General features: G+C 70.5%; 17 protein-coding genes. 4 read left to right on the forward strand and 13 right to left on the reverse strand.

The window, feature by feature from the left end:
• Positions 1 to 408 precede the first annotated feature (408 nt).
• From WMF42_RS30415 to WMF42_RS30465, 11 genes are all read right to left on the reverse strand, one after another.
• The gene (locus WMF42_RS30415; RefSeq protein WP_061609514.1) at positions 409 to 1,722 is read right to left on the reverse strand and encodes a hemolysin family protein; all 1,314 of its coding nucleotides are present in this window, start codon (positions 1,720 to 1,722) and stop codon (positions 409 to 411) included.
• 63 nt (positions 1,723 to 1,785) lie between these two features.
• Positions 1,786 to 3,117 carry a glutamate--cysteine ligase gene (locus tag WMF42_RS30420; protein WP_233561870.1) on the reverse strand — a complete coding sequence of 444 codons (1,332 nt, stop codon included), beginning with the start codon at positions 3,115 to 3,117 and terminating at the stop codon, positions 1,786 to 1,788.
• Positions 3,118 to 3,189: 72 nt separating this feature from the next.
• Entirely contained in the window at positions 3,190 to 4,131 is a 942-nt protein-coding gene (locus WMF42_RS30425; protein ID WP_081426647.1) for a homocysteine S-methyltransferase family protein, read from the reverse strand.
• Between the two features lie 254 nt (positions 4,132 to 4,385).
• The gene (locus WMF42_RS30430) at positions 4,386 to 7,208 is read right to left on the reverse strand and encodes a VWA domain-containing protein (protein WP_437686316.1); all 2,823 of its coding nucleotides are present in this window, start codon (positions 7,206 to 7,208) and stop codon (positions 4,386 to 4,388) included.
• Positions 7,205 to 9,112: a vWA domain-containing protein gene (locus WMF42_RS30435; protein ID WP_061609511.1), complete on the reverse strand. Its 1,908-nt coding sequence runs from the start codon at positions 9,110 to 9,112 to the stop codon at positions 7,205 to 7,207. Before WMF42_RS30435 ends, WMF42_RS30430 begins: the two co-directional genes overlap by 4 nt.
• A 2-nt stretch (positions 9,113 to 9,114) precedes the next feature.
• Positions 9,115 to 10,077, reverse strand: a complete 963-nt coding sequence (locus WMF42_RS30440) for a DUF58 domain-containing protein (protein ID WP_061609510.1) — start codon at positions 10,075 to 10,077, stop codon at positions 9,115 to 9,117.
• 18 nt (positions 10,078 to 10,095) lie between these two features.
• Positions 10,096 to 11,100, reverse strand: coding sequence for an AAA family ATPase (locus WMF42_RS30445; RefSeq protein ID WP_061609509.1), 1,005 nt, complete (start codon positions 11,098 to 11,100; stop codon positions 10,096 to 10,098).
• Positions 11,101 to 11,172: 72 nt separating this feature from the next.
• Positions 11,173 to 13,113, reverse strand: a complete 1,941-nt coding sequence (locus WMF42_RS30450; protein ID WP_437686317.1) for a hypothetical protein — start codon at positions 13,111 to 13,113, stop codon at positions 11,173 to 11,175.
• A 339-nt stretch (positions 13,114 to 13,452) separates the two neighbouring features.
• On the reverse strand, positions 13,453 to 14,313 hold the full coding sequence (locus WMF42_RS30455) for a response regulator transcription factor (RefSeq protein ID WP_437686318.1): 861 nt from the start codon (positions 14,311 to 14,313) through the stop codon (positions 13,453 to 13,455).
• 143 nt (positions 14,314 to 14,456) lie between these two features.
• Positions 14,457 to 15,122, reverse strand: a complete 666-nt coding sequence (locus WMF42_RS30460) for a hypothetical protein (RefSeq protein ID WP_061609507.1) — start codon at positions 15,120 to 15,122, stop codon at positions 14,457 to 14,459.
• A complete protein-coding gene (locus WMF42_RS30465; protein WP_437686319.1) occupies positions 15,122 to 15,727 on the reverse strand; it encodes a hypothetical protein in 606 nt (201 codons plus the stop codon). The genes WMF42_RS30460 and WMF42_RS30465 overlap by 1 nt, the downstream gene beginning before the upstream one ends.
• A gap of 445 nt (positions 15,728 to 16,172) precedes the next feature.
• Here WMF42_RS30465 and groES point away from each other — a divergent pair, with 445 nt between their 5' ends.
• From groES to WMF42_RS30480, 3 genes are all read left to right on the forward strand, one after another.
• Positions 16,173 to 16,463, forward strand: a complete 291-nt coding sequence (groES, locus tag WMF42_RS30470) for a co-chaperone GroES (protein WP_061609505.1) — start codon at positions 16,173 to 16,175, stop codon at positions 16,461 to 16,463.
• A gap of 33 nt (positions 16,464 to 16,496) precedes the next feature.
• On the forward strand, positions 16,497 to 18,125 hold the full coding sequence (gene groL, locus WMF42_RS30475) for a chaperonin GroEL (protein WP_061609504.1): 1,629 nt from the start codon (positions 16,497 to 16,499) through the stop codon (positions 18,123 to 18,125).
• A gap of 120 nt (positions 18,126 to 18,245) precedes the next feature.
• Entirely contained in the window at positions 18,246 to 18,779 is a 534-nt protein-coding gene (locus WMF42_RS30480) for a GNAT family N-acetyltransferase (protein ID WP_061609503.1), read from the forward strand.
• A 41-nt stretch (positions 18,780 to 18,820) separates the two neighbouring features.
• On the opposite strand, the gene WMF42_RS30485 is transcribed toward WMF42_RS30480, so the two are convergent.
• Both WMF42_RS30485 and WMF42_RS30490 read right to left on the reverse strand, forming a co-directional pair.
• Entirely contained in the window at positions 18,821 to 19,348 is a 528-nt protein-coding gene (locus tag WMF42_RS30485; RefSeq protein ID WP_061609519.1) for a TrmH family RNA methyltransferase, read from the reverse strand.
• 14 nt (positions 19,349 to 19,362) lie between these two features.
• A complete protein-coding gene (locus tag WMF42_RS30490; RefSeq protein ID WP_437686320.1) occupies positions 19,363 to 20,202 on the reverse strand; it encodes a PDZ domain-containing protein in 840 nt (279 codons plus the stop codon).
• A 64-nt stretch (positions 20,203 to 20,266) separates the two neighbouring features.
• On the opposite strand from WMF42_RS30490, the gene asnS reads away from it, so the two are divergent.
• Positions 20,267 to 21,607 carry an asparagine--tRNA ligase gene (gene asnS / locus WMF42_RS30495; protein ID WP_061609501.1) on the forward strand — a complete coding sequence of 447 codons (1,341 nt, stop codon included), beginning with the start codon at positions 20,267 to 20,269 and terminating at the stop codon, positions 21,605 to 21,607.
• Positions 21,608 to 22,107 lie beyond the last annotated feature (500 nt).

Genomic DNA, 22,107 nt, shown 5'->3' on the forward strand with positions numbered 1-22,107 from the left:
CGACGCGCTCGGGCGACTGGTAGGCGACGCGGCTCGGCGTCTGGCGCAGATCGGCCAGGATCGCCTTCGATGTGCGATCGACAGCGGCCGTCAGCACGCATTCGGGCGAGATGGCGCCGTGCGCGACGCCGAGCGCGTGCAGCGCCTCGATCCGCTTCGCGAGACGGATGGCCCAGCCAACGGCGTCGAGCTCGTTTAGCGGGCCATCGCGCAAGATCCGAGTTGCAAGCGTTTCCACTTACGAAGCCAGGGTAGTACCGGTCCGCCAAACTTTGTACCGGGATCCGCGTGCAGCTCGCCGCCGGGACGACCGGTTGTGGGAGACGCGCCTCGCCGCGAACCTCCCGGGGCGGCGCCCCCGACGGACGGCACGGTTTCGTCGATCCGCGCCCCGGGGGGCGGCGCTGGTCACGACCGCTCGCCCCCGGCGACCTCGGTCGGGACGATGCGGACGCGCCGCACCCTCCGGCCAGCGACGTCCATGGCCACGAGCGTGTAGCCCTCGCACTCCACCCGCTCGCCCGCCTCGGGCGGGTGCTCGAGCCGGCCGAGCATGTAGCCGCCGACCGTCTCGACGGTCTTCACCTCGGGCAGCAGCACGATGTGCGCGTCGCGCTCCAGGTCCGCGAGCAGCACGCGGCCGTCGACGTCGACGATGCCGCCGCCGCGCCGGTGGATCGGCGGCACCTCCTCGTCGTTCTCGTCGCGGATCTCGCCGACGATCTCCTCGATGAGGTCCTCCATCGTGACGAGCCCGATGAACTCGCCCGAGGCGGAGGTGATGATCGCGACCGGCACCTGGCGCGCCTGCATCTCGAGGCGGAGGCGCTCGACCGACGTGTTCTCGCGCGCGAAGATCGGCTTGCGGAGCAGCTCGGCCACGCGCGTCGCGCGGCGGCGCTGGCTCAGGACGTCGAACAGGTCGCGCAGGTGCAGGTAGCCGAGCACGTTCTTGCCGTGCTCGTCGAGCACCGGATACCGGGAGTACCCGGCGTCGGCGACGGTCCGCACCGCCTCGTCGATCGTCATGTTCGCGCGCAGGGTCGCCGCGTCGGAGCGGAGCGACATCACGTGCCGCGCCGTGCGCCGGCGCAGGTCGAAGATGCGCACGAGCATGCTGCGCAGCGCCGGGTCGAGGCCCGCGGGGCTCCTTGTCAAGAGCAGCCGGAGCTCCTCCGAGGTGTGCGCGATCTCCTCCTCGCCGGCCGGCCGGAGCCCGAACAGCCGGATGAACCCGTTCGCCATCGAGTTCAGCGCCCAGATCACCGGCCACATCAGGACGAAGAACCCGTGCAGCGGCCGCGCCGCCCAGAGCGTGACCTTCTCGGTGCGCTGGATGGCGAGCGACTTCGGCGCGAGCTCGCCGATCACCGTGTGGAGCGACGTGATCACGATGAAGGCGATGCCGACCGCGATGGCGTGCGCGCTGATCCCCGCCCACGCGCCGAGCGGCGCGAGCGCCGGCTCGATGAGATGAGCGATCGCCGGCTCGCCGATCCAGCCGAGCCCGAGGGACGCGAGCGTGATGCCGAGCTGGTTGGCGGAGAGGTACGCGTCGAGCCGCTGCGACATCTGGAGCGCGAGCCGCGCGCGCGCGTCGCCCTCGCGCACGAGCTGCTCCAGGCGCGTCGGCCGCATCTTGACGATGGCGAACTCGGAAGCGACGAAGAACGCGTTCAGGAGCACCAGAAGCAAGGTGCCTAGGAGATAAACAACCGTCATGCAGGTCGACGTCCTCTGCCCGGTGCGCCAGGCCCCCCGCGCCCCCGCGGCGGCGAGCCGCGCTCAGATCCTCGCACGATCGAGGATCTTGCTCCGCAGATCCGGGTCGTCGTTGCTGAGCCCATCCACGAGGGCATCGGCCGGGGATTGCCCCCTGGCGATGAGCGCGCTGATCCGCTCGAGGTGGACGCGCTCGTCCTTGCCGTTCTTGTTCAGGCGCGCGCGCCGCTCGAGGCCGCCCGAGGCGATCGAGACGAGCTGCTCGGCCACCGCCGCGAGCGGCTTGCCGCGGAACGTGGCGCGGAGCGCGCGCTCGGCGATCATCGGGCGCACGGCCTCGAGCTCGTCGAAGCGGAAGCTCTCGGAGAGGGCGTCGGCCTCGTCGAGCGCGCGCGCGTCGTACAGGATGCCCGCCCACAGCGCCGGGAGCGCGCAGATCAAGTTGGCCGGCAGCGAGTCGGCGCCGCGGACCTCGATGGTGCGCTTCAGCCGGACCTCGGGGAACAGCGTGTTGAGGTGCATCTCCCAGTCGGCGCGGGTGGCCCGGTGCCCCTGGCAGCCGTGCTCGAGGAAGTCGCGGAACGTCTGTCCGGTGTTCTCGATCACCTCGCCGTCGCGCTTGATGAGGAACATCGGCGCCTCGACAGCCCACGCGACGTAGTCCGAGAAGCGGCGGCCGCGCTCGAGCACGCCGCGGACGAGCCCTTGCCGCGAGGGGTCGACGTCGAGCCAGACCCTGGCGCGGTAGCTCCGCCCGCCGAACATCGACCCCTCGTAGAACGGAGAGTTCGCGAAGATGGCCGTCACGAGCGGGGACAGCCGGAGCGCCACGCGGAGCGCGCGCATCGCGCCCTCCTCGCTCGCGTAGTCGAAGTTCGCCTGAACGGTGGCGGTGCGGCGCATCATGTCGAGGCCGTGCGCGCCGCGCGTCGGCAGGTAGCGCCGCATGATCGCATAGCGGGCCTTGGGCACCCACGAGAGCTCGGCCTGCGACGCGAACGGGTGGAACCCGATGCCGAGCCAGGCGAAGTTGAGCTCGCTGGAGATGTCGCGCAGCTCCGCGAGGTGCCCGGACATCTCCGAGCAGATCTGGTGGATTGTCTCGAGGGGCGCCCCGGACAGCTCGAGCTGCCCTCCCGGCTCCAGCGTCACCGAGGCGCCGGCCCGGACGAGCGCGATCAGCGGACCGTCGGGCGTCTCGTGCTCGGGCGTCCAGCCGTGCCGCTCGACGAGCGCCTGGAGCACGGAGAGGATGCTCCGCTCGCCCTCGTACGGGATGGCGGCGCCCGTCCTGGCGTCGACCCCGAACTTCTCCGCCTCGGCGCCGATCCGATGGTCGGACTCGGGCTTCACGGCCTCGTGGAAGGGAAACAGCAGGTCGTCGAACGTCTTCAACGGTTGAGACTTCGACTCACTCGCGTGGCTTGCGTCGGCCATCATCACGTTTCCGGTTTGTATCGTTCTCGCCTAGAGCGCACGCCTCAGCAGGGGCGCGCGCTGCGCCGTGCGGAGCATCTTCGCGAGCGCACCGAGGTGCGCCAGCGTTGTCCCCGTTCCTCCCCCGAGCATCCGCGCGCCCGCCTCGATGAGCCGCATCGCGGATGCGGCCCAGGCGTCGCATACCTCGGCGGGCGCGAGGCGGTCGGCCCCGCCCGCCTGAGCCGCGTCGGCGCTGAGCAGCACGCCGACCTGGGCTTCGTCGGCGACGCCCTCGAGGCGCCGCAGGATGTTGAGCCCGAGGTCGACCGACGCGATCTCGAAGAGCAGCGCGTCGGCGCCGCTGTCGAGCGCTACCCGGGCGACCTCCTCGAAGCCCTCGCCGTCGACGGTGCGCCCGGCGCCGTCGAGCTCCACGAGCGACCACGTCGCGAGCTGCGTCGAGCTGGCGCTGACAACCGCGGCGCGGCGCGCGAGCCGCGCGACCGCGGGGGCGACGCACGCCGCCTGGGCTGGCTCGAAGCCGCACGCGACGAGGATCTCGCAGCCGGCCGCCGCGAGCCTGGCCGCATGGACCGCGTAATCTTCCGCAATCCGGTCGGCCATGGGCGCGGCGGCAGTGTGGCCCAGGATACCGGCCACCGCCACGCGGCGCGAGGCGGCGCCCGCCGCCTCGCTCGCGAGCTCGACGGCGGTCCCTGTCAGCGCGGCGGCGCGGAACGCCATGCCGATGGGCGCCAGCGCGCGCGTCGTCGTCGCGGACGTGAGCGCCCGGACGACGTCGATCCCGAGCGCGATCTCCTGCTCGTGGAGCTCCGCGATCGCCCTGGGCGACTCACGGAGCAGCCGGCCGAGGGCGGTGTTGGACGAGATCGCTGCGCCCCGGTAGCGGAGCGATGCGAGCGGATCGCCGCTGATGATGAGCGGACGACCTACCGGAGGCCGGGAGGTGGAGGCCTCGAGCGCGTTCACGTCCTTCGCTGCTTTCCAGGGCTCCTCTACCACCGGTCTATAAGGGGAAACTAGCCCAAGACGGCCCTTCCGCGTCGCGAAATGGTGCAGACCGGCGGGCTGGGGCACAGCGATCCATGCAGCGAAGTCGGGGACTACCTGACGAAAGCTCGCCTGCGCCGGGCGCGAGCTCGGGGCGGAGCGGGGGATCGGAGGTCATGAGGGCTCGGCTGTGCTACCGGGCCCTCCCACGGCGGGGAGGCTCCGGCCCGATGTCATACGACGGGGAGCCTCTGTCCCCCGGGCCCGCGGCCCCGACGCGCGACGAACTTCCGGTCGAAGAGCCGCACCCGCCGGACGAGCAGGTCGAGCAGGAAGACGGCCATGGCGGCGTAGATGAACCGCGGCCAGAGCTCCTCGTGGAAGGTCACCTTCTCCCCTGCCGGATCGAAGATGGCCGCCACGCCGTCCGGATCGACAGCGCCGCCGGTCGACACCGCAGCCTTCTCGAGGGTCGCGAGCTCGGGCTCGAAGCTCGCGTACTCCCGGGGGTACGGGTTCGAGACGTGGCCGTAGCTGACCGCGACAGCGCGCAGGGAGCCGTCCTCGCCCTCGCGCAGGTGCTCCGCCCGCAGCAGGAAGGAGCCGTACCGGTCCAGCGGGAGCGCCGTCTCGTACCGCCCTGGCGCGGTCTGCCGCATGTCGACGACCCGCGTCGTGCCGCCCGGCTCGGGCCCGATGATGCTGAGCCGGGAGGTCAGGTTGTTCTCGAACCGGTCGTCGGCCCCGAACGCGTCGACGGACGCGCGCAGCTCTCCGTCCACGATCTCGGCCTTCATGTCGAGCTCGCGGCGGTGCTTCTGGCGCATGTGCTCGTGGATGAGCTGCCCCCAGAACTTCTCGAAGCCCGGCCACCTCAGCCACTCCACGGCCCAGCGCGCCTTCACGTCGCTCGTCCAGGCCAGCGTCCACCCGAGGCCGACCCGCCACCGCGCGAGGATCGGCTCCTCGGTGTCGCTCGTGAGCAGCTCCTGGGCCGGCGGTGGCTTCAGCTTGGTCGAAACATAGCCGTGCAGGTTCGGCGCTGTGCGGATGTCGATGCCGCGGAGGAACGCTGCGTCGCCGACCTGGGTGACCGGGAACCACTCCTCGACGGCCGCGGCGCGCGCGACCATCTCGGTCTCCCTGGTGAAGATCCGCGGCAGGTTGTTCGGGTCTGGCACCGCGTGGAAGCGCCCTCCGCCCACGTCGGCGATCATCTTGAGGAGCTGCTCGTCCAGATCGTTGCCCAGCCCCACGGTGGTCACGGTGATGGACTCGGCGATCATGGCGGACACGAGATCGCGGATGCCGCCCGTCGACGCCTTGCCGTCGGTGAGCAGGATGACGTGCTTCTTGCGCGCCTGCGTCACCGTCATGTCCTGGTACGCGGCGTCGAGGGCACCGAAGATCTCGGTCCCGCCGCCCGGCTGGATGCGCGCGATCTCACCGGCGATGCGCGAGCGGTTGCGCGCGGGCTGCATCTTCACGTAGCGGGTCGGCGCCGAGTCGAACGCGATGACCTCGATCAGGTCGTCCGATCCCAGGACCCCCGCTGTCGCCTTGGCCGCGGCCTTGGCCATCTCGATCGGCAGCCCGGTCATCGACCCCGAGCGATCCATGACGAGCGCCATCGCGATGCTCGGCATGTCCTTCTTGCGCTCGTTGTCCATCCGTACCGGCAGGATCCGCTCGATGGTCGTGCGGTACCAGCCGCCGAGGCCGTACCCCGACTCGCCGCCGGCGAAGAGGAACCCGCCGCCGAGATCGCGCACGTAGCTCTCGATGATCTCCTGCCCCTGCAGGCTGAGCGCTTCCTTCGGGGTGTCGGACACGATCAGGAAGTCGTAGCGCTCCATCTCCTTGAGGGAGCCGGGGAAGCCGGCCGGCGGCCTGACGTCGACGTCGAGCTGCTGCGCGGTGAGCGCGCTCGAGAGCGGGCCAGCGTGCTGCGGCGTCCCCTCGATGTAGAGCACGGACGGGCGTCCGGGCACGTCGATGGTGGTCGCGTACCGGTTGTTCTCCTTGAACTTGTCGTCCGCGATCTGGTCGAGCTCGAGCGCGTAGGTCACCTGCCCCGCGATGCGCACGACGCTCTTGAACATGACGTCGTTCGGCCCCGCGTTGAGCTCGAGATCCCGGATGCCCTCGAGGCCGTTGAGCGCCTCGCCCTGGAACAGCCGCGCGCGCGCCTTCGTGGCGCGGCTGGCGTAGATGTCGGCGTGGATCTCGAACGTCTCGCCGACCTTGACCCGGTCCGGCATCCTGAGCTCCCGCACCGCGACCTCGGGCGGCGCGGGCCGCCGGTACGGGATCGAGAACAGCCGCACCCCGAAGTCGCGCGCCCGGTTGGCCTCGGCGAGCACGTCGCCGTCGGTCTGCACGCCGTCCGACATCAGCACGGCGCGCTTGAGGTGGCCGGGCGGATACAGGCCGTAGGCGAGCTGCAGCGCCGCCTGCAGGTTCGATCCCGCGCCGAGATCGCCGCGCTGCCCCTTCTCGTCGAGGTGGCGGCCGATCGCCGGCGCGCGCCGCTCGGCGTCGCCCCCTGCCGGCTCGCCGGCCGCGCGCTCGACGAGCCGCGGCCGCCGCGCGAAGGTGATCACCTTGATGACGCCGTCCTCCGGCTTCTCGACGAAGGCCTTGTCGAGCGTCGCGCGCGCGTCGTCGAGCGCCTCGTCCGTGACGGACTCGGAGACGTCGATGAGGTAGATGGTGGCGACCTTCTCCGTGGTCGCGGTCCTCGCGAGCCGCGACAGCCCGAGCGCGATCAGCGCGACGAAGGCGATGCGCAGCAGCACGGAGAGCACGCGCTGCGGGAGGGGAAGGTCGGCGAGCGACCCCGCGAGCACCCCGACGAACCAGGGCGCGAGCAGGAGCGCACCGAGCATCTTCGGGTTGAGGAGCTCGTATTTCACCCCCTCGCGCACCCACGTGAGCGTCGGATCCGGATGGAGGAGGACGTACCTCCGGTACGCCCAGAACAGGATCCCGCCGAGGGCGACGCAGGTGATGGCCCACGCGACGACGCGGAGCTTGCGGCCACGGAACGCGCTCACACCGTCACCCTCCTGTGGTACGTGAACCACTCGATCGCGGTCACGAGGAGCACCGCCGCGAGCAGGTAGACCCAGAGCTCGCGGCGAACGCCGATCTTGAACTCGCTCACGGCGCCCGCGCCGCGGCCGTCGACCTTGAGCTCGGCGGCGGGGGCGATCGCGCTCTCCTGCGGCGCGGAGAGGTTCGCGGCGAACATGCTCTCCTCCTGCGCGCCAGCGCCGCCGACGCGCAGCGTGTAGAAGCCGGCGTGCTGCCCCAGGAACACGGCGCGCCCGTCCTGGATCGGGACCATGCGCTTCGTCCCGTCGGGCTGCTCCAGGCTCGCCGTCTCCGCGGACGAGGACGCCGGGATGTGCCAGACGGCGCCCGTGCGGAACGAGGAGATGTAGCTCGTGTCCTCCTCGACGAAGTTGTTGATCGCGTTGAGCAGGAAGAGCGGCCAGGCGATCCGCAGGGGAAAGTCGCTCTCGCGGACGTCGAACCCGAGCGCGACGAACTTCACGCCGCCGCGCCGCCCCTCGATGAGCAGCGGGCCCTTGTAGCTCCGTCCGACGACCCGGTCTTCCTTGCTGCCCTTGAGCGTGTGGGCGCGCGCGATGTTCACGTCGCTGAGCGCCGTGTAGCGCAGGAGCGGGTGCTTCGCCTCGAGCTCGTCGAAGCCCAGGCGGTAGTTCGGATCGTCGTCCAGGATCTCCTTGCCCACCTCGAACGGGAGGCCCGTCCCGGTCGGGTTGAGGTAGAGCAGGCTGCCGCTGCCCGCCGCGACGGTCGGCGCCACGCCGTCGAAGATGGTCACGTCGAACGAGGCGGCCGCCGGGTAGCGCTGCGGCTCGACGAACGTCACGTCGAGGTACTCGTCGAGGAGCAGCGCCGCCTCGAGGAACATGTTCCCCGCCGTGACGACCTGGACGCGCGCGCGGCGCCGCTCGGGGAGCAGCGCGTAGGCGTGGTTGTCCGCGGGCAGGTCGTCGGAGCTGCCGTCGGCCAGCGCGAGCTTCGCCTCGAGCGTCTTCGAGGCGCCGGAGAGGTTCGGGTAGAAGCGGGGCAGCTTCTCCTTGGGCTGGAGCCGGATGCGCGTCAGGTCGGTGAGCTGGCCGTCGCCGAGCAGCGACAGCTCGAGATCGAGCGGCTCGTCGCTCGTGTTCGTGACCTCGAGCATCACCTCGTAGCGGCTCTTGTCGAGCGGGTAGCGCCGCACCGAGAACTCGGTGATCGCGGCGTTCCGCGAGCCCTTGCCGATGGGCAGGAACGACAGCTTGACGTCGCCGAGGCGCACGGCCCCCCCGGGATCTGCCGGCTCGCCCAGCGCGCCGTCGCTCACGACGATGATCTCGGGCGACGGCAGCCCGCTCAGGGTGTCACCCGCGAAGCGGAGCGCGCGCGCGAAGTCGGCGGTCGCGTCGGTCGGCTTCACCGCGGCGACGGCCGCCTCCAGGTCGGCGATCTCCCCGGTGAGCGTGGACAGGGGCGTGACGGCCGCGTCCATCTGGGCCAGCAGCATGCGGTCGCTGCCGGACAGGCCGCGGACCATCTTCCTGACCTCTTCCTTCGCGAGCTCGATGCGCGAGGGCGCGACGTCGATGGCTTGCATGCTCGCGCTCGCGTCGATGAGCACGACGATGTTGCGCCCCTCGACGAGGTTCGCCTGCGGGCGCGGATCCCCGAGCGCGAGCAGCAGCAGCGCGAGCAGCGCGAGCTGCAGGAGCAGCGAGAGCAGCCGCTTGAGCTGCGAGAACAGGCTCGTCGCCTCCTTGTCCCGGAGGACGCGCTCCCAGATCTTCGAGAAGGGGACGGCGACGGGCCGCCGGCGCAGCTTGAGGATGTAGAAGACGACGACAACTGCCCCGGCGAGGGCGCCGATCTGGAGCAGGGTCTGCAGCGGGACGCCGGTGAAGTGCAGCATGGCTACCGGAGGAAGCCGCCTCTGCGGAACACGCGCAGGATCAGCTCGTCGAAGGGGACGGACACGTCGGCGCGGAAGTAGCTCACCTGCCGCGACGTGCAGAAGCGGCGGATCTCGTCGAGGTACTGCTCGTGCGCCGCGGCGTAGCGCTCGAGCACCTTCGCGGTCACCGTGACCTCGCGCTCCTCCCCGGTCTCGCAGTCGTAGACGCGCACGTCGCCGCGCAGCGCGGGCCGCGCCTCGCGCGGGTCGGCGATGTGGAGCACGAACGGCTCGAAGCGGTTGTACCGGAGCACGTTGATGCCGCGCTCGAAGCCCACCGGGTCGTAGAGATCGCTGAGGATGACCGCGAGCCCGCGCCGCTTGTGCTGCGCCACGAAGGTCTTCATCGCCTCCCCGAGGTCGGTCGCGCCGTCCGCGCGCGCCTGCCCGAGGAAGCGGAAGATCCTGAAGATGCGCGCCTTGCCGCGGGTCGACTGCATGCGCCCGCTGATCTCGTCGGTCGCGGTGACGATCGCGATGCGGTCGAGGTTGGCGAGCCCCACGTACGCCAGCGCGGCGCAGAGGCGCTTCGCGTGCCGCAGCTTCGCGCCGTCGCCGAACGCCATCGACGCCGACGTGTCGAGGATGAAGTAGATCGAGAGGTCTTCCTCCTCCTCGTAGAGCCGGATGAGGAGCCGGTCGAAGCGCTGGTACGCGGCCCAGTCGAGGTACCGGAAATCGTCGCCGGGAGCGTAGTCGCGGTGATCGGCGAACTCGACCCCGGAGCCCGTCTTCTTGGTCCGCCGCTCCGCGCGCATCGCGCCGGAGAAGACGCGGCGGCTCACCATCGCGAGGTAGTCGAGCTTGCGCTGGAACTCGTCGTCGAAGAGATCCTCGTCGGAGGCGCTCGCGGAGAGCGGGGAGAGCGCGGAGAGCCGTCGGAGCGGCGCAGCGGCCCTCTTGAAGGCGTCGAAGAGCCCCATGCTACCTTCGACGTTCCCTCATTTGCTCTCCGGCAGGTGCTTGAGGATCGCCTGCAGCACCTCGTCCGTCTTCACGCCCTCGGCCTCTCCCTCGAAGTTGAGGAGCACGCGGTGGCGCAGCGCGGGGAGCGCGCACGCCCGCACGTCGTCGACCGACGCCGCGAACCGCCCCTCGAAGAGCGCCCGGATCTTCGCGGCGAGCAGCAGCGCCTGCGCCCCGCGCGGCGACGCGCCGAACTTCACGAACCGCTTCACCTCGTCGAGGCTCTCGCCCTCGGTCGGGTGCGTGGCCTGGAGGAGCCGCACCGCGTAGTCCTGGACGTGCTTCGCCACGGGCACCTCGCGCACGAGCCGCTGCATGGCGGTGATCCGCTCCCTGCTCAGGACCGGCCGCACCGCGATCGCCTCGGTCCCGGTGGTCCGCTCCAGGATCGAGTTCAGCTCGTCGCGGCTCGGGAACGGCACGTGAAGCTTGAAGAAGAACCGGTCGAGCTGCGCCTCGGGGAGCGGGTACGTCCCCTCGCTCTCGAGGGGGTTCTGCGTCGCCAGGACGAAGAACGGCTCTTCGAGCGTGTAGCTCTGGCGCGAGACAGTGACCCGGTGCTCCTGCATGGCCTCGAGGAGCGCGCTCTGCGTCTTCGGCGTCGCGCGGTTGATCTCGTCGGCGAGGACGATGTTCGCGAAGATCGGCCCCTTGCGGAACGAGAACGACCGCTGTCCGCCCGCGCTCTCGTCGATGACCGTGGTGCCGATGATGTCCGCCGGCATCATGTCGGGCGTGAACTGGATGCGCGAGAACTGGAGGTCGAGCGCCTCGGCCATCGTGCGGACGAGCATCGTCTTGCCGAGCCCCGGCACGCCCTCGAGCAGCGCGTGCGAGCCCGCGAGCATGCACGTGAGCACGCCGTCGACCACCTCGCGGTTGCCGACGATGACCTTTCCCACCTCCTCGCGCAGCTCTCCGATGCTCGCGCGGAACTCGTCCACCTCAGCGCGCGCTGCTTCCTTCGTCTTGTCGGCCATAGCTTCCTGCTTCGATCCCGCTGTCGCGGAGCGTCCGTGGAGGCGCGGTCGCGTTCGAGCCGCCGGCTCGACTCACTCGCGCGGCCTGATCAGCTGGAAATACCGGTTCACGTAGAACCGGTATCCATCGGGGATCTGGTCCTTGTTGATCTGCTGCTCTGCGACGGTGTGATAGTCGGTGAAGACCTTCTTGTAGCCGGTCCCCTTGAAGCCCCGCTCGGCGGCGCTGAGGATGACCTCGCTGTTCGACGGCCCCTCCTGGGTATCGAGCCCCTGCGCCTGGACGTCCTGCGTCCCCATCTTCGGGTCCGTGCGCTTGCCCGCGACCTCGCCGCCACGGCCGGAGCCGGCGCCGTCGCCGCCCGGCTTGTTGCCGCCGTTGCTGTTGCCCTGGCCGCTCCCCTGCCCGTCCTGCCCCTGGCCTTGCCCGCCCGGCATCAGGATCTTCTTGCCGCCGGGCCCGATCACCAGCTCTTGCCCCTGGCCCTGCCCGCCCTTGCCCTGGCCTTGCTGGCCGTCCTGCCCTTGCTGCTCGCCCTGGCCCTCCTGGCCCTGCTGACCCTGCTGACCCTGCCCCTGCTGCTCTTCGCCGCCGCCCTGGCTTCCGCGGGCGCGCTTGCCGAAGCGGAGCATCCTGGCCATCCGCTGCTTGCCGCCCTGCCCCTGCTGGCGCACGAGCTCCCGCAGCTCCTCGAGCCTCTGGCGCAGCTCTTCCTTCTCCTGCTCGGACATCTCCTCTTGCTGCATCCGGTTGATGTCCTCGGCGGCCTGATCGAGATCGTCCGCCGACATCCCGAGATCCCGCATCAGATCCTCGGCGGCCTTGGCGAGCTCCCGGTCGAGGCGGTCGAGCTGACGTCCGGTCCGCTCCTTCTGCTCGGCGTCGCGGTCGAGCCGCTCCAGCTCGCGCTCCTTCTTCTTGAGCAGCCGCTCCTCCTCGGGCTTCCGCTGGTCGCTCGTGGAGGCCTTCTGCTTCTGCTTGAGGAGCTGCTCGCGCACCTCGGCCCGCTTCTCGTTGATCGCGGCGAGGGCCTCCTTGCGGCGTGAGGCTGCCTCGGCGAGCGCCTTGCGCAGCCGCTCGATCTCGGCCTTGTCGAACTTCTGCTTCTTGTCGCGGAGCCTCTCGGCGAGCTCCTTCAGGTCCTTCTTCGCCTTCTCGAGGTCCTTCTTCTCGAGAGACTCGCCGACGCCCTTCGCCAGGTCGCTCTTCTTGAGGTCGAGCCCGGTCTCCTTCAGCGCTTCCTCGAGCGCCTTCAGGTCGGCCTCGGCCCCCTTGAGGAGCTCGCGCTCGAGCGCCTCCATGCGGCGGAACGCCTCGGTCCGATCGAGGCGTTTGTTGGCGATGTCCTCGATGAGCTGGTTGAACCGCTCGACCGCGGACTTCATCTCCGGGCTCTGGTCCGGCCGGTCGAGCGCCCTCGCCGCGTCCTTGAAGAGCTCGATGTCATCGGGCGACATGGCGAGCGCGTCGATTGTCTGCGCGACGGGCGCCGTCTTGCGCGGGGTCCGCACCTCGAGCAGCGCCACCGCGAGCACGCCGAGGCCGACAGCGGCCGAGGCCAGGAGCTCGCGCGGGACGGCCAGCGGCGCGGCGCCGGCGGGGCGCAGCCCTGCGGCGCGCTCGCAGGCGTCGTCGATCGCCGCCTCCATGAGCGGGGTCCGCTGCGCGGCCGGCAGCGCGTCGAAGGCGAGGGCGTTCGTGAGCCGGTCGTGGAGGCCATGGTGCCGGTCGAGCGCCATCGTCCCCGCGCGCGGAGGCAGCCGGCGCAGCATGGCGACGACGAGGGTGGCAAGAACGAGCAGCCCGGCGCCGAGGAGGAGCTGCCGCGCGCGCTGCTCGCCCAGGTGCGCAGGAAGCGCCTTGTGGGCCGCGAGCGTGCCGGCGGCGATCGCCAGCGCGATGGTCAGCGCGCTCGGCAGGGCGCGGAGCGCGCGTCTGAACCGGAGCCTCAGCTCGACAGCGAGCGCGGCGCTGCGGATGCGGTCCAGGTGCTTCGTGCGAGAGTCGCTCACGGTGCTCAGCGCTCCGGACGCCCCCCGCGGGGGCCCTCGAAGTGGAAACGTCGCAGCATTGTACCCGCTGACGGGTCACGCGCCCGAAAGTTCCTGGGAGACGCGGCGCGCGGCGCGCGAGGCATGACGCGCGGCAAACCCCGACAATTCCCGCGCAGGGTAGCTTCGACGTCGGCGGACAGGCGGCATCGGTGCGCGATGACGACCGGCGCGTGAGGGCCCTCGCCCGAGGTCTGTCCGGGCGGCGTCCCTCTCCCTACTCGGCCTGGCGGCCGAGCGCGTGCGTGGCGTGAGAACAACGTGACCGAGCGCCGCGCGCAGCGCGGGCCCCGGGTTGGATCACTTCGCCGTCTTCTTCTTGGGTGCTGCCTTGGTGGCGGCCGGCCTTTTCGCCGCGCCCGGCTTTGCAGACGATTTCTGCGAGGCAGCCGTCTTCTTCGCCGCCCCCGGCTTCGCGGCCGACTTCTTCGCCGCGGCCTTCTTGGGCGCCGCCTTCTTCGCCGCGGCCTTCTTGGGCGCCGCCTTCTTCGCCGCGGCCTTCTTGGGCGCCGCCTTCTTCGCCGCAGCCGCCTTCTTCGCCGCGGCCTTCTTGGGCGCCGCCTTCTTCGCCGCAGCCGTCTTCTTCGCCGCGGTCTTCCTGGGCGCCGCCTTCTTCGCGGCCGCCTTGTCAGTCGCGGCGCCGTTCGCCCCCGACGTTTGCTGCGCGCGCGGCGCCGGCGCTGACACGGGCTCTTCGTGCTCCTCGCCTTCGCCGCTCGCCTGGGCGTTGCTGCCGTTCGATCCGGGCAGCGCCTTGGCGTAACGCGCGAGCGTCTCGCGCACGCGCGCGTCGAGCTCCCCGAAGTCGAACGGCTTGTTCAGCCAGGCGTCCGCCGCGAAGAGCGGCGACGTCATCTCGTTCAGGTTCTCACCGATCCCGGTGAGCATGATGACGCCGGTGTTCGCGAAGGGCCGACCGTCGGACGTGTCGCCCTTCAGCCGCTTGCAGATCTCCCAGCCGCTCATGCCGGGCATCATCACGTCCAGGATCACCAGATCCGGCGTGTGCTCGCGCGCGAGGTCCCAGGCGGCGTCGCCCTCGGAGGCCTCGATCACGGCGAAGCCGAGGCTCCTCAGATGACGCGCAACAAGGCTCAACATCGCCGGTTCGTCTTCAGCCACCAGCACGCGGGGCGGCGGCTTCATGCTCGCGGAAGGCATCGTAGATGCGGATGAGAGTACGTGCGCGCGAACCGGTCAAGAGGGAACGATCCTCACGCCGCGCGTCGAGCCCGCGCGGCCGCGGCGCGCGCTCGGCGCCGCCCCGCGCCCCCGGACGGCGACGCCGAGCGCCTTCGACGCGGTCACGCGGCGCGCGCGAGGGCGATCTTCTCCGTCTGCCCCGCCGCGTAGAAGCGCCGCAGCGCAGCGAGCAGCTCGGCGTGCCGACCGCGGCGAGCAAACTCGACCTCGAGCCGGCCAGCGAAGCGCGCCGCCAGGTCGTTCGCGATCCGGTAGCGGTCACCGGTCTCCGTGCCGGGGGGGTCCATGAAGGTCACCCGCTCGAAGAGGCGAGCGCGGATCCGCGCGGCGCGCTCGGGCTCGAAGCGCCGCGGCCCGGGCGGAGCACCCTCGCCGCGATGCCCGAGCGGCGGGCCCGGGAGCTCGACCTTTTCGGCCAGGCCGCCGTGGACGAGCAGCACGTACTTGTCGACCTCGGCCTGGAGCTCGAGCTCGAGCTGGGTCGCCGGGAGCTCCCGGCGCGCCCGCTCGGCCACATAGAGGAAATGGCTCACCCCCTCGACGATCTGGCAGATCTCGTCGAACGTCCCCGCTCCGCCCCGCGAGATCGCGCGGCGGGGCAGGTGCAGGGCCACCTCGATGTCCCCGTCCGCGTGCCGGATCAGCAGCGCCTCGCGGGCGCCGCCGTCCGTCGGCCGGATGAAGTCGTCGACGGCGGGCGCGTCATCGAGCGCGTAGGTCCACGCGAGGTGCTGCTGGATCCGGGCGGTGAAGGTCGCGCCTAGCATCAGTTGAGCCCGCCAGTCCCGCGGCTCGGCACGAGCCCGCGCGCCCCCAGCTCCTCGGCGAGGCGGCTGGAGCCGGTGCGGACCCAGCGCTCGTACAGCCGGAGCACCGAGCGCTCGTCCCGGGCGCCGGACGCGAGCGTACCGTCGGCCACGTCGTTCAGGACGGCCGCGAAGCGCTCGAACTTCTCCGCCATCTCCGAAAGAACATCGGGGCCCTGGCCGACGCCCGCGTTGAGGCGCAGCATAGCGGCGGCATGGTGGTAGGCGGTCGAGCCGACCCCGACCACATAGCCGCGGTCTACCCCCTTGAGCTCGATATGGCCGCCGAAGAAGCCGACCGCGTAGAGCACGCCGTCACCGAGGTTGCGCAGCCGCCGGAAACGCTCGGCCCCGGAGGCCTCCAGGGCGTCGCGCAGCAGAAAGGTCAGGGGCTGGTTGAAGGCAGACTCGGCGTGCTCGTCCGGGTGAGCGAAAGCACAAAGCAGACCGACGAGGTAACTCGAGGCCGCCTCGGTCGCGGCGACGTTCCGAACTCGGAGCGCCTCGTCCACAACCTCCTGGAAATAGCGGGTCATGCTCGGGGACACAGAGATCGCTTGGCTCACGGGGGCACCTCACTTGCGCGGGTGCCCTGGATACCGACGTAGCCCGGGCTACCGCGCGCTCAGGTCAACCAGACACGTCCTGTCGGCCTCCATCGGGCCGGAGACCGTGAGGACGTCGCGTCGCTGTGCTGCCGCATTTCCGCCCTCATACGGTCACTCTAGCCGACGGACCGCGCCGAGCCCAGCCTCACGCCCCGCACTTCTCTTGCGATCTCCGGGACTTACAGCCACCCCAGCGCCTGGCTGCTAACGCGCGAAGTACCGGGCGGAGCCGCGCTTGACACCCTCCGGGGGGTGACTATCTTGCGCGCCGCCCGCTAGCACTCGTCGGAAGCGAGTGCTAGCAAAGTGCCCAGGCTGCAAACGTACGGGACCTCGCTGCCGCTCAGGCCGCGGGTCCTGCCGTCTCGAGGGACGCGGCGCTCGTCCCCGGAGGATTCGCAAGATGAAGATTCGACCGCTCCAGGACCGCGTGATCGTTCAGCGCGTGAAGGAAGAAGAGAAGACCAAGGGAGGTCTCTACATCCCTGACACGGCCAAGGAGAAGCCGATCGAAGGCACGGTCGTCGCCGTCGGCAACGGCAAGGTCGGCGAGGACGGTACCGTGCGGAAGCTCGACGTCAAGGAGGGCGATCGCGTCCTCTTCGGCAAGTACTCGGGCACCGAGGTCAAGATCGACGGCGAGGAGCACCTCATCCTCCGCGAGGACGACATCCTCGGCGTGATCGAGAAGTGACGCGGGCGACAGCAGGAACTTAGGAGAGACACCATGGCAGCCAAAGAAATCATCTACAACGAGTCCGCCCGCAGCATGATCCTCGCGGGCGTCAACGCCCTCGCCGACGCGGTGAAGGTCACGCTCGGCCCGAAGGGGCGCAACGTTGTCATCGAGAAGAGCTTCGGCTCCCCGACGGTCACCAAGGACGGCGTGACCGTCGCCAAGGAGATCGAGCTCGAGAACCGCTTCGAGAACATGGGCGCCCAGATGGTCCGCGAGGTCGCCTCGAAGACGAGCGACATCGCCGGCGACGGGACGACCACCGCGACCGTGCTCGCGCAGGCGATCTACCGCGAGGGCTCCAAGCTCGTCGCGGCGGGCCACAACCCGATGGAGATCAAGCGCGGCATCGACAAGGCGGTCGAGGCGATCGTGGGGCACCTCCACAGCTCGGCCAAGCAGACCAAGGACGCGAAGGAGATCGCGCAGGTCGGCACGATCAGCGCGAACGGCGACGAGACGATCGGCAAGCTCCTCGCCGACGCGATGGAGAAGGTCGGCAAGGAGGGCGTGATCACGGTCGAGGAGGCGAAGAGCGCCGACACGACGCTCGACGTGGTCGAGGGCATGCAGTTCGACCGCGGCTACCTCTCGCCGTACTTCGTGACCGATCCCGAGGCGATGAAGGCGAACCTCGAGGACTGCTACATCCTCATCTCGGAGAAGAAGATCTCCAACATGAAGGACCTGCTCCCCGTGCTCGAGGCGATCGCCAAGAGCCAGAAGCAGCTCCTCATCATCGCCGAGGACGTCGAGGGCGAGGCGCTCGCGACGCTCGTCGTGAACAAGCTCCGCGGCACGCTGCACTGCGCGGCCGTGAAGGCGCCGGGCTTCGGCGATCGCCGCAAGGAGATGCTGAAGGACATCGCGACCCTGACGGACGGCCAGGTGATCGCGGAGGAGCTCGGCCTCAAGCTCGAGAACGTCACGATCAGCGATCTCGGCCGCGCCAAGACGGTGATCATCGACAAGGACAACACGACGATCGTCGGCGGCCAGGGCAAGAAGGACAAGATCAAGGCCCGGCAGCAGGAGATCCGCGCGCAGATCGAGAACACGACGAGCGACTACGACCGCGAGAAGCTCCAGGAGCGGCTCGCGAAGCTCGTGGGCGGCGTCGCGGTGGTCAAGGTCGGCGCTGCGACCGAGACCGAGATGAAGGAGAAGAAGGCCCGCGTCGAGGACGCGCTCCACGCGACCCGCGCGGCCGTCGAGGAGGGCATCGTCCCGGGCGGCGGCGTCGCGCTCATCCGTGCGCAGAGCGCGCTCGAGAAGATCCAGGTCAACGACGAGCAGCGGTTCGGCGTGAACATCATCCGCCGCGCCATCGAGGAGCCCCTCCGCCAGATCTCGGCCAACGCCGGGGAAGAGGGCTCGATCGTCGTGCAGAAGGTGCGCGAGGGCAAGGACTCGTACGGCTACAACGCGGCCTCGGGCACCTACGGCAACCTGCTCGAGATGGGCGTCATCGATCCGGTCAAGGTCGTCCGGTCGGCGCTCCAGAACGCGGCCAGCGTCGCCAGCCTGATGCTCACCACGGAGGCGCTCATCGCCGAGCGGCCGAAGGAGGAGAAGGCGTCGGCCGGCGGGGCCCACGCGGGTCACGGCCACGACTTCTGATCGCGGCCCAGGCAGATAAGCCTGGCCGGCGAGGGCCGACTTCCTCCCGGGGAAGTCGGCCCTTCGCCATTTCGACTTCCGGCAGGCCGCGACGCGTGATCTGATCGCCGCAGGTTCGCGATGAGCACCCTGACTACCGAGCGCCTAGATCTCACCCCGGTCTCGCTGCCCCTGCTCGAGGCGGTCATCCGCGGAGATCGCCTGGAAGCCGAGGCCCTGTCCGGCGCGCACTTCCCCGACGCGTGGCCTGGGCGCGCGCTCGTCGAGCGCGCCTTCAGCTCGCCGCTCGACCGGCTGCGCGACGATCCCGAGGCCTTCCTGTGGGGGACGCGGCTGATGGTGACGCGCGGCCAGGCGGCGCGCGTCGTCGTCGGCAGCGTGGTGCTGAACGGCCGGCCCGACGCCACGGGGACGGTGGAGATCGGCTACGGCGTCGAGGGCAAGTCCCAGGGGCAGGGCTACGCGACCGAGGGGTCGCGCGCCGTCCTGCACTGGGCGCTGCAGCAGGCAGCCGTCAGGCGCGTGATCGCCACCACGCCGGCCTGGCACCGCGCGTCGCTCCGGGTGATCGAGAAGCTCGGGATGCGCGCTGCCGGGACGCTCGATCACGATTTCCTCGGCGAGCTGCTCGTCTTCGAGCGCTTCCGCGAGTAGCGACGCCGCGTCCGCCGGCAGGCGGCCCGCGGCGGCGCGGCTCACCCGCCCTCGCGGATCCCGCCGCCGCGCGGGTCGCGCCGCCGCGCCCACTCGCACATCGTCATGCCCGCCGCGATCGCCACCGGGTACGAGTGGTTGATCCCGTACATGGGGATCGCGATCACGTCCTCGCAGGCGTCGAGCAGCGCCTGCGGCAGCCCGTCGTCCTCGCTGCCGAAGAGGAAGACGAGCCCGTGCGGCAGCGGCGCTTCCCAGAGGGTCCGCCGCGCGTGGTCGCGCTCCACGCCGATAAGCGGGCGGCCGCGCGCCGCCTCCAGGAAGGCTGCCTCGTCGGGGCACTCGATGATTGTCTCGTACTTCTGCATGCCCATCGAGGCGCGCTCGTAATAAGGCTCGGTCCCGATCAGGAAGATCTCCCGGACCAGGAACGAGTGGGCGACGCGGATGATGGCCCCGATGTTGAACGGGTTCTTCGCGCGGCACACCGCGACCGAGAAGTCGTTCCGCAGGGGCGCGAGCTCTTCGCGGATCTCCCGGGTCGTGAGCCCGAACGGCGGGATCTTCACGGCGCGCCGGCCCCTCACTCGACGGCGCCGAAGCGCTCGAACAGCGGGTAGATGGGCCCGGCGTGGACCCGGAGCCGCTCGGTCGCGCCCGTGGCGTGCTTGACCAGGAGCACGAGCCCTGTGCGCGGCACGGCGTCGAGCGCGCCCCGGATCTGGGCGACGGTCAGGCTCCGCACGGCCCGCCCCGCGATCTCGAGCACCTCGTCGCCCTTGCGGAGCCCGGCGCGCTCGGCGGGCCCCCCCTCCACGGTCCGTGAGATGAACGCGGAGCCCGAGTAGAGCTGGTACCAGAGGCCAAGGCCGATCCTGGCGTGAGCCGGCTGGAAGGCCAGCGTGAGCGAGCCGCCACCCTCCAGATCGACCTGGATCTCGCCGGCGGCGCGCTGCGCCTCGGTGGGGCGGCCGATGTCGCGCACGCCGATCGGTTTGTCGACGAGCGGATCCGACTCCCAGACCTCGACGCGGAGCCAGTCCTCGGGTGCGACGCGGAAATTTCCGCTGGGGCCATCCGGCCAGGTCGGCTCCACGGTGTCCGACTGCACGGCGGTCCGGAAGAGCTCCACGCCGTTGACCAGGACGCGGGCGTAGGGGTCCGGGAGGCTGCCGTCACCGGGGGGATCCCAGGCTCGACCGTCCCGAGTGCGCTCCGGGACGCGCGCCTCGACGATCCGGAGCCACCGGACGTCCTCGGGCGGCAGAGGATGGAGCTCCTGCCCCGGAGGCGGCGCGTGGAGCCGGGACTCGAGCTCCGGGTACAGGGCCGAGCAGCCGCCTGCGCCGAGCAGCACGCCCGCCGCGGCGAGCAGCTTGAGGAACGCAGGCAGGCAGAGCGCGCGACGCTTTCGGCGGGCCAAGATGGCGCCATTTTTGGCCGGAGCCGGCGTCAGCCGCAACTAAACCGTGCTATTTCCGGCGCCCATGCAGGACTTGCCCGTCATCGCTACCAGCGACCTCAGCGCGCACGTCGGCAGCACTGTCGCGCTCCGTGGATGGCTCTACAACAAGCGCTCGAGCGGGAAGCTCCACTTCCTCGAGCTGCGCGACGGCCTCGGCACCGTCCAGTGCGTGATGGCGAAGAGCGACGTCGGCGACGAGGTCTTCGCGGCCGCCGACAAGGTCACGCAGGAGAGCGTGATCGAGGTTACCGGCGAGGTGAAGGCGCACCCGAAGCGGGCCGGGGTCTTCGAGGTCGTCGCGGCCGGCTTCCGCCTGATCGCCCCGACCGCGGGCGAGTACCCGATCTCCCCGAAGGAGCACGGGACCGACTTCCTCATGGATCACCGCCACCTCTGGCTGCGCTCGAGGCGGCAGCACGCGATCTTGCGCGTGCGCCACACCATCATCCAGGCCATCCGCGACTTCTTCGACGGGCGCGGGTTCACGCTCGTCGACGCGCCCATCTTCACGCCGAACGCGTGCGAGGGGACGAGCACGCTGTTCCAGACCGACTACCACGGCGACAAGGCGTACCTCACCCAGTCGGGGCAGCTCTACATGGAGGCGGCGGCGGCCGCGTTCGGGAAGGCGTACTGCTTCGGGCCGACGTTCCGCGCGGAGAAGTCGAAGACGCGCCGCCACCTGGCCGAGTTCTGGATGGTCGAGCCCGAGGTGGCGTTCATGGACCTCGACGGCGACATGGACCTGGCCGAGGACTTCCTCTGCTTCATCGTCGAGCGCGTCCTCGAGCGGCGCCGCCCCGATCTCGCCGTGCTCGAGCGCGACGTGACGAAGCTCGAGGCCGTCAAGAAGCCGTTCCCCCGCATCCGTTACGACGAGGCCGTCGCCATCCTGAACGAGGCGCGCGCGGAGAAGCGTAAAACCGCTGGAGAAGCTGGAGTCCCGGACTTCCCCTGGGGCGAGGACCTCGGGGGCGAGGACGAGACGATCATCTCCAGCCGGTACGATCGCCCCGTCATGATCCACCGCTATCCGGCCGAGGTGAAAGCCTTCTACATGAAGCGCGATCCGACGGACGCCCGGCTCGCCCTCTGCGTCGATGTCCTGGCGCCAGAGGGCTATGGTGAGGTGATCGGCGGCGGGCAGCGCGAGGATGATCTCGCCACGCTCGAGCGCGCAATTGAGGCGCACAAGCTGCCCCCCGAGGCGTTCAGCTGGTACCTGGATCTGCGCCGGTATGGCACCTTCCCGCATGCGGGCTTCGGGCTCGGTGTCGAGCGGAGCGTCGCCTGGATCTGCGGCCTGCCCCACGTGCGCGAGACGATCCCGTTCCCGCGCATGCTGAACCGGCTCGCGCCGTAGTGCCGCGCGTCAGGGATCACGCCAGGACTGCCGGCGCTGTTTCGAGCGGCTTGGCCCACGGCGCGATGCGCCACGACGTCGACGCGATGGGCTGACGCGAGAAAGCAGACGAGGTTAGCCGCGCCTCGCACATACCCGTGCGTACCCGTGCGTGAGAGATCTCGCCGCGCGGGTAGCGCCAAGGGGACGGTCGGGGAAGCGGTGAGCGCGAAGAGTGAGAGGTCACGCGACCGGCGCGACGCGCGGCAGGCAGTGTGGTCAGGCCGTGCCCGCGGCCAGCCTCGCCGCTGGGGATCCGTTTTTGCTCCGCTTGCACGGCGACTCTGTCGTATCAAGAAAGCATAGGGCGCAACCCGCGACCCACGCTCACGCGGCCGACCGACGGAGCCACCCCTGCTTGCAGATGAGGGAGCGCTCTACCGGCGAGCCGGACACGGCCCCCGGCCCCCGACCCAACTCGCGAGGACAAAGCTATGGCTCGTCTCGTCGGCTTTATCGGT

This window comes from Sorangium sp. So ce176, from assembly GCF_051519835.1.
In the GTDB taxonomy this organism is placed as follows: Bacteria; Myxococcota_A; Polyangia; order Polyangiales; family Polyangiaceae; genus Sorangium; species Sorangium cellulosum_G.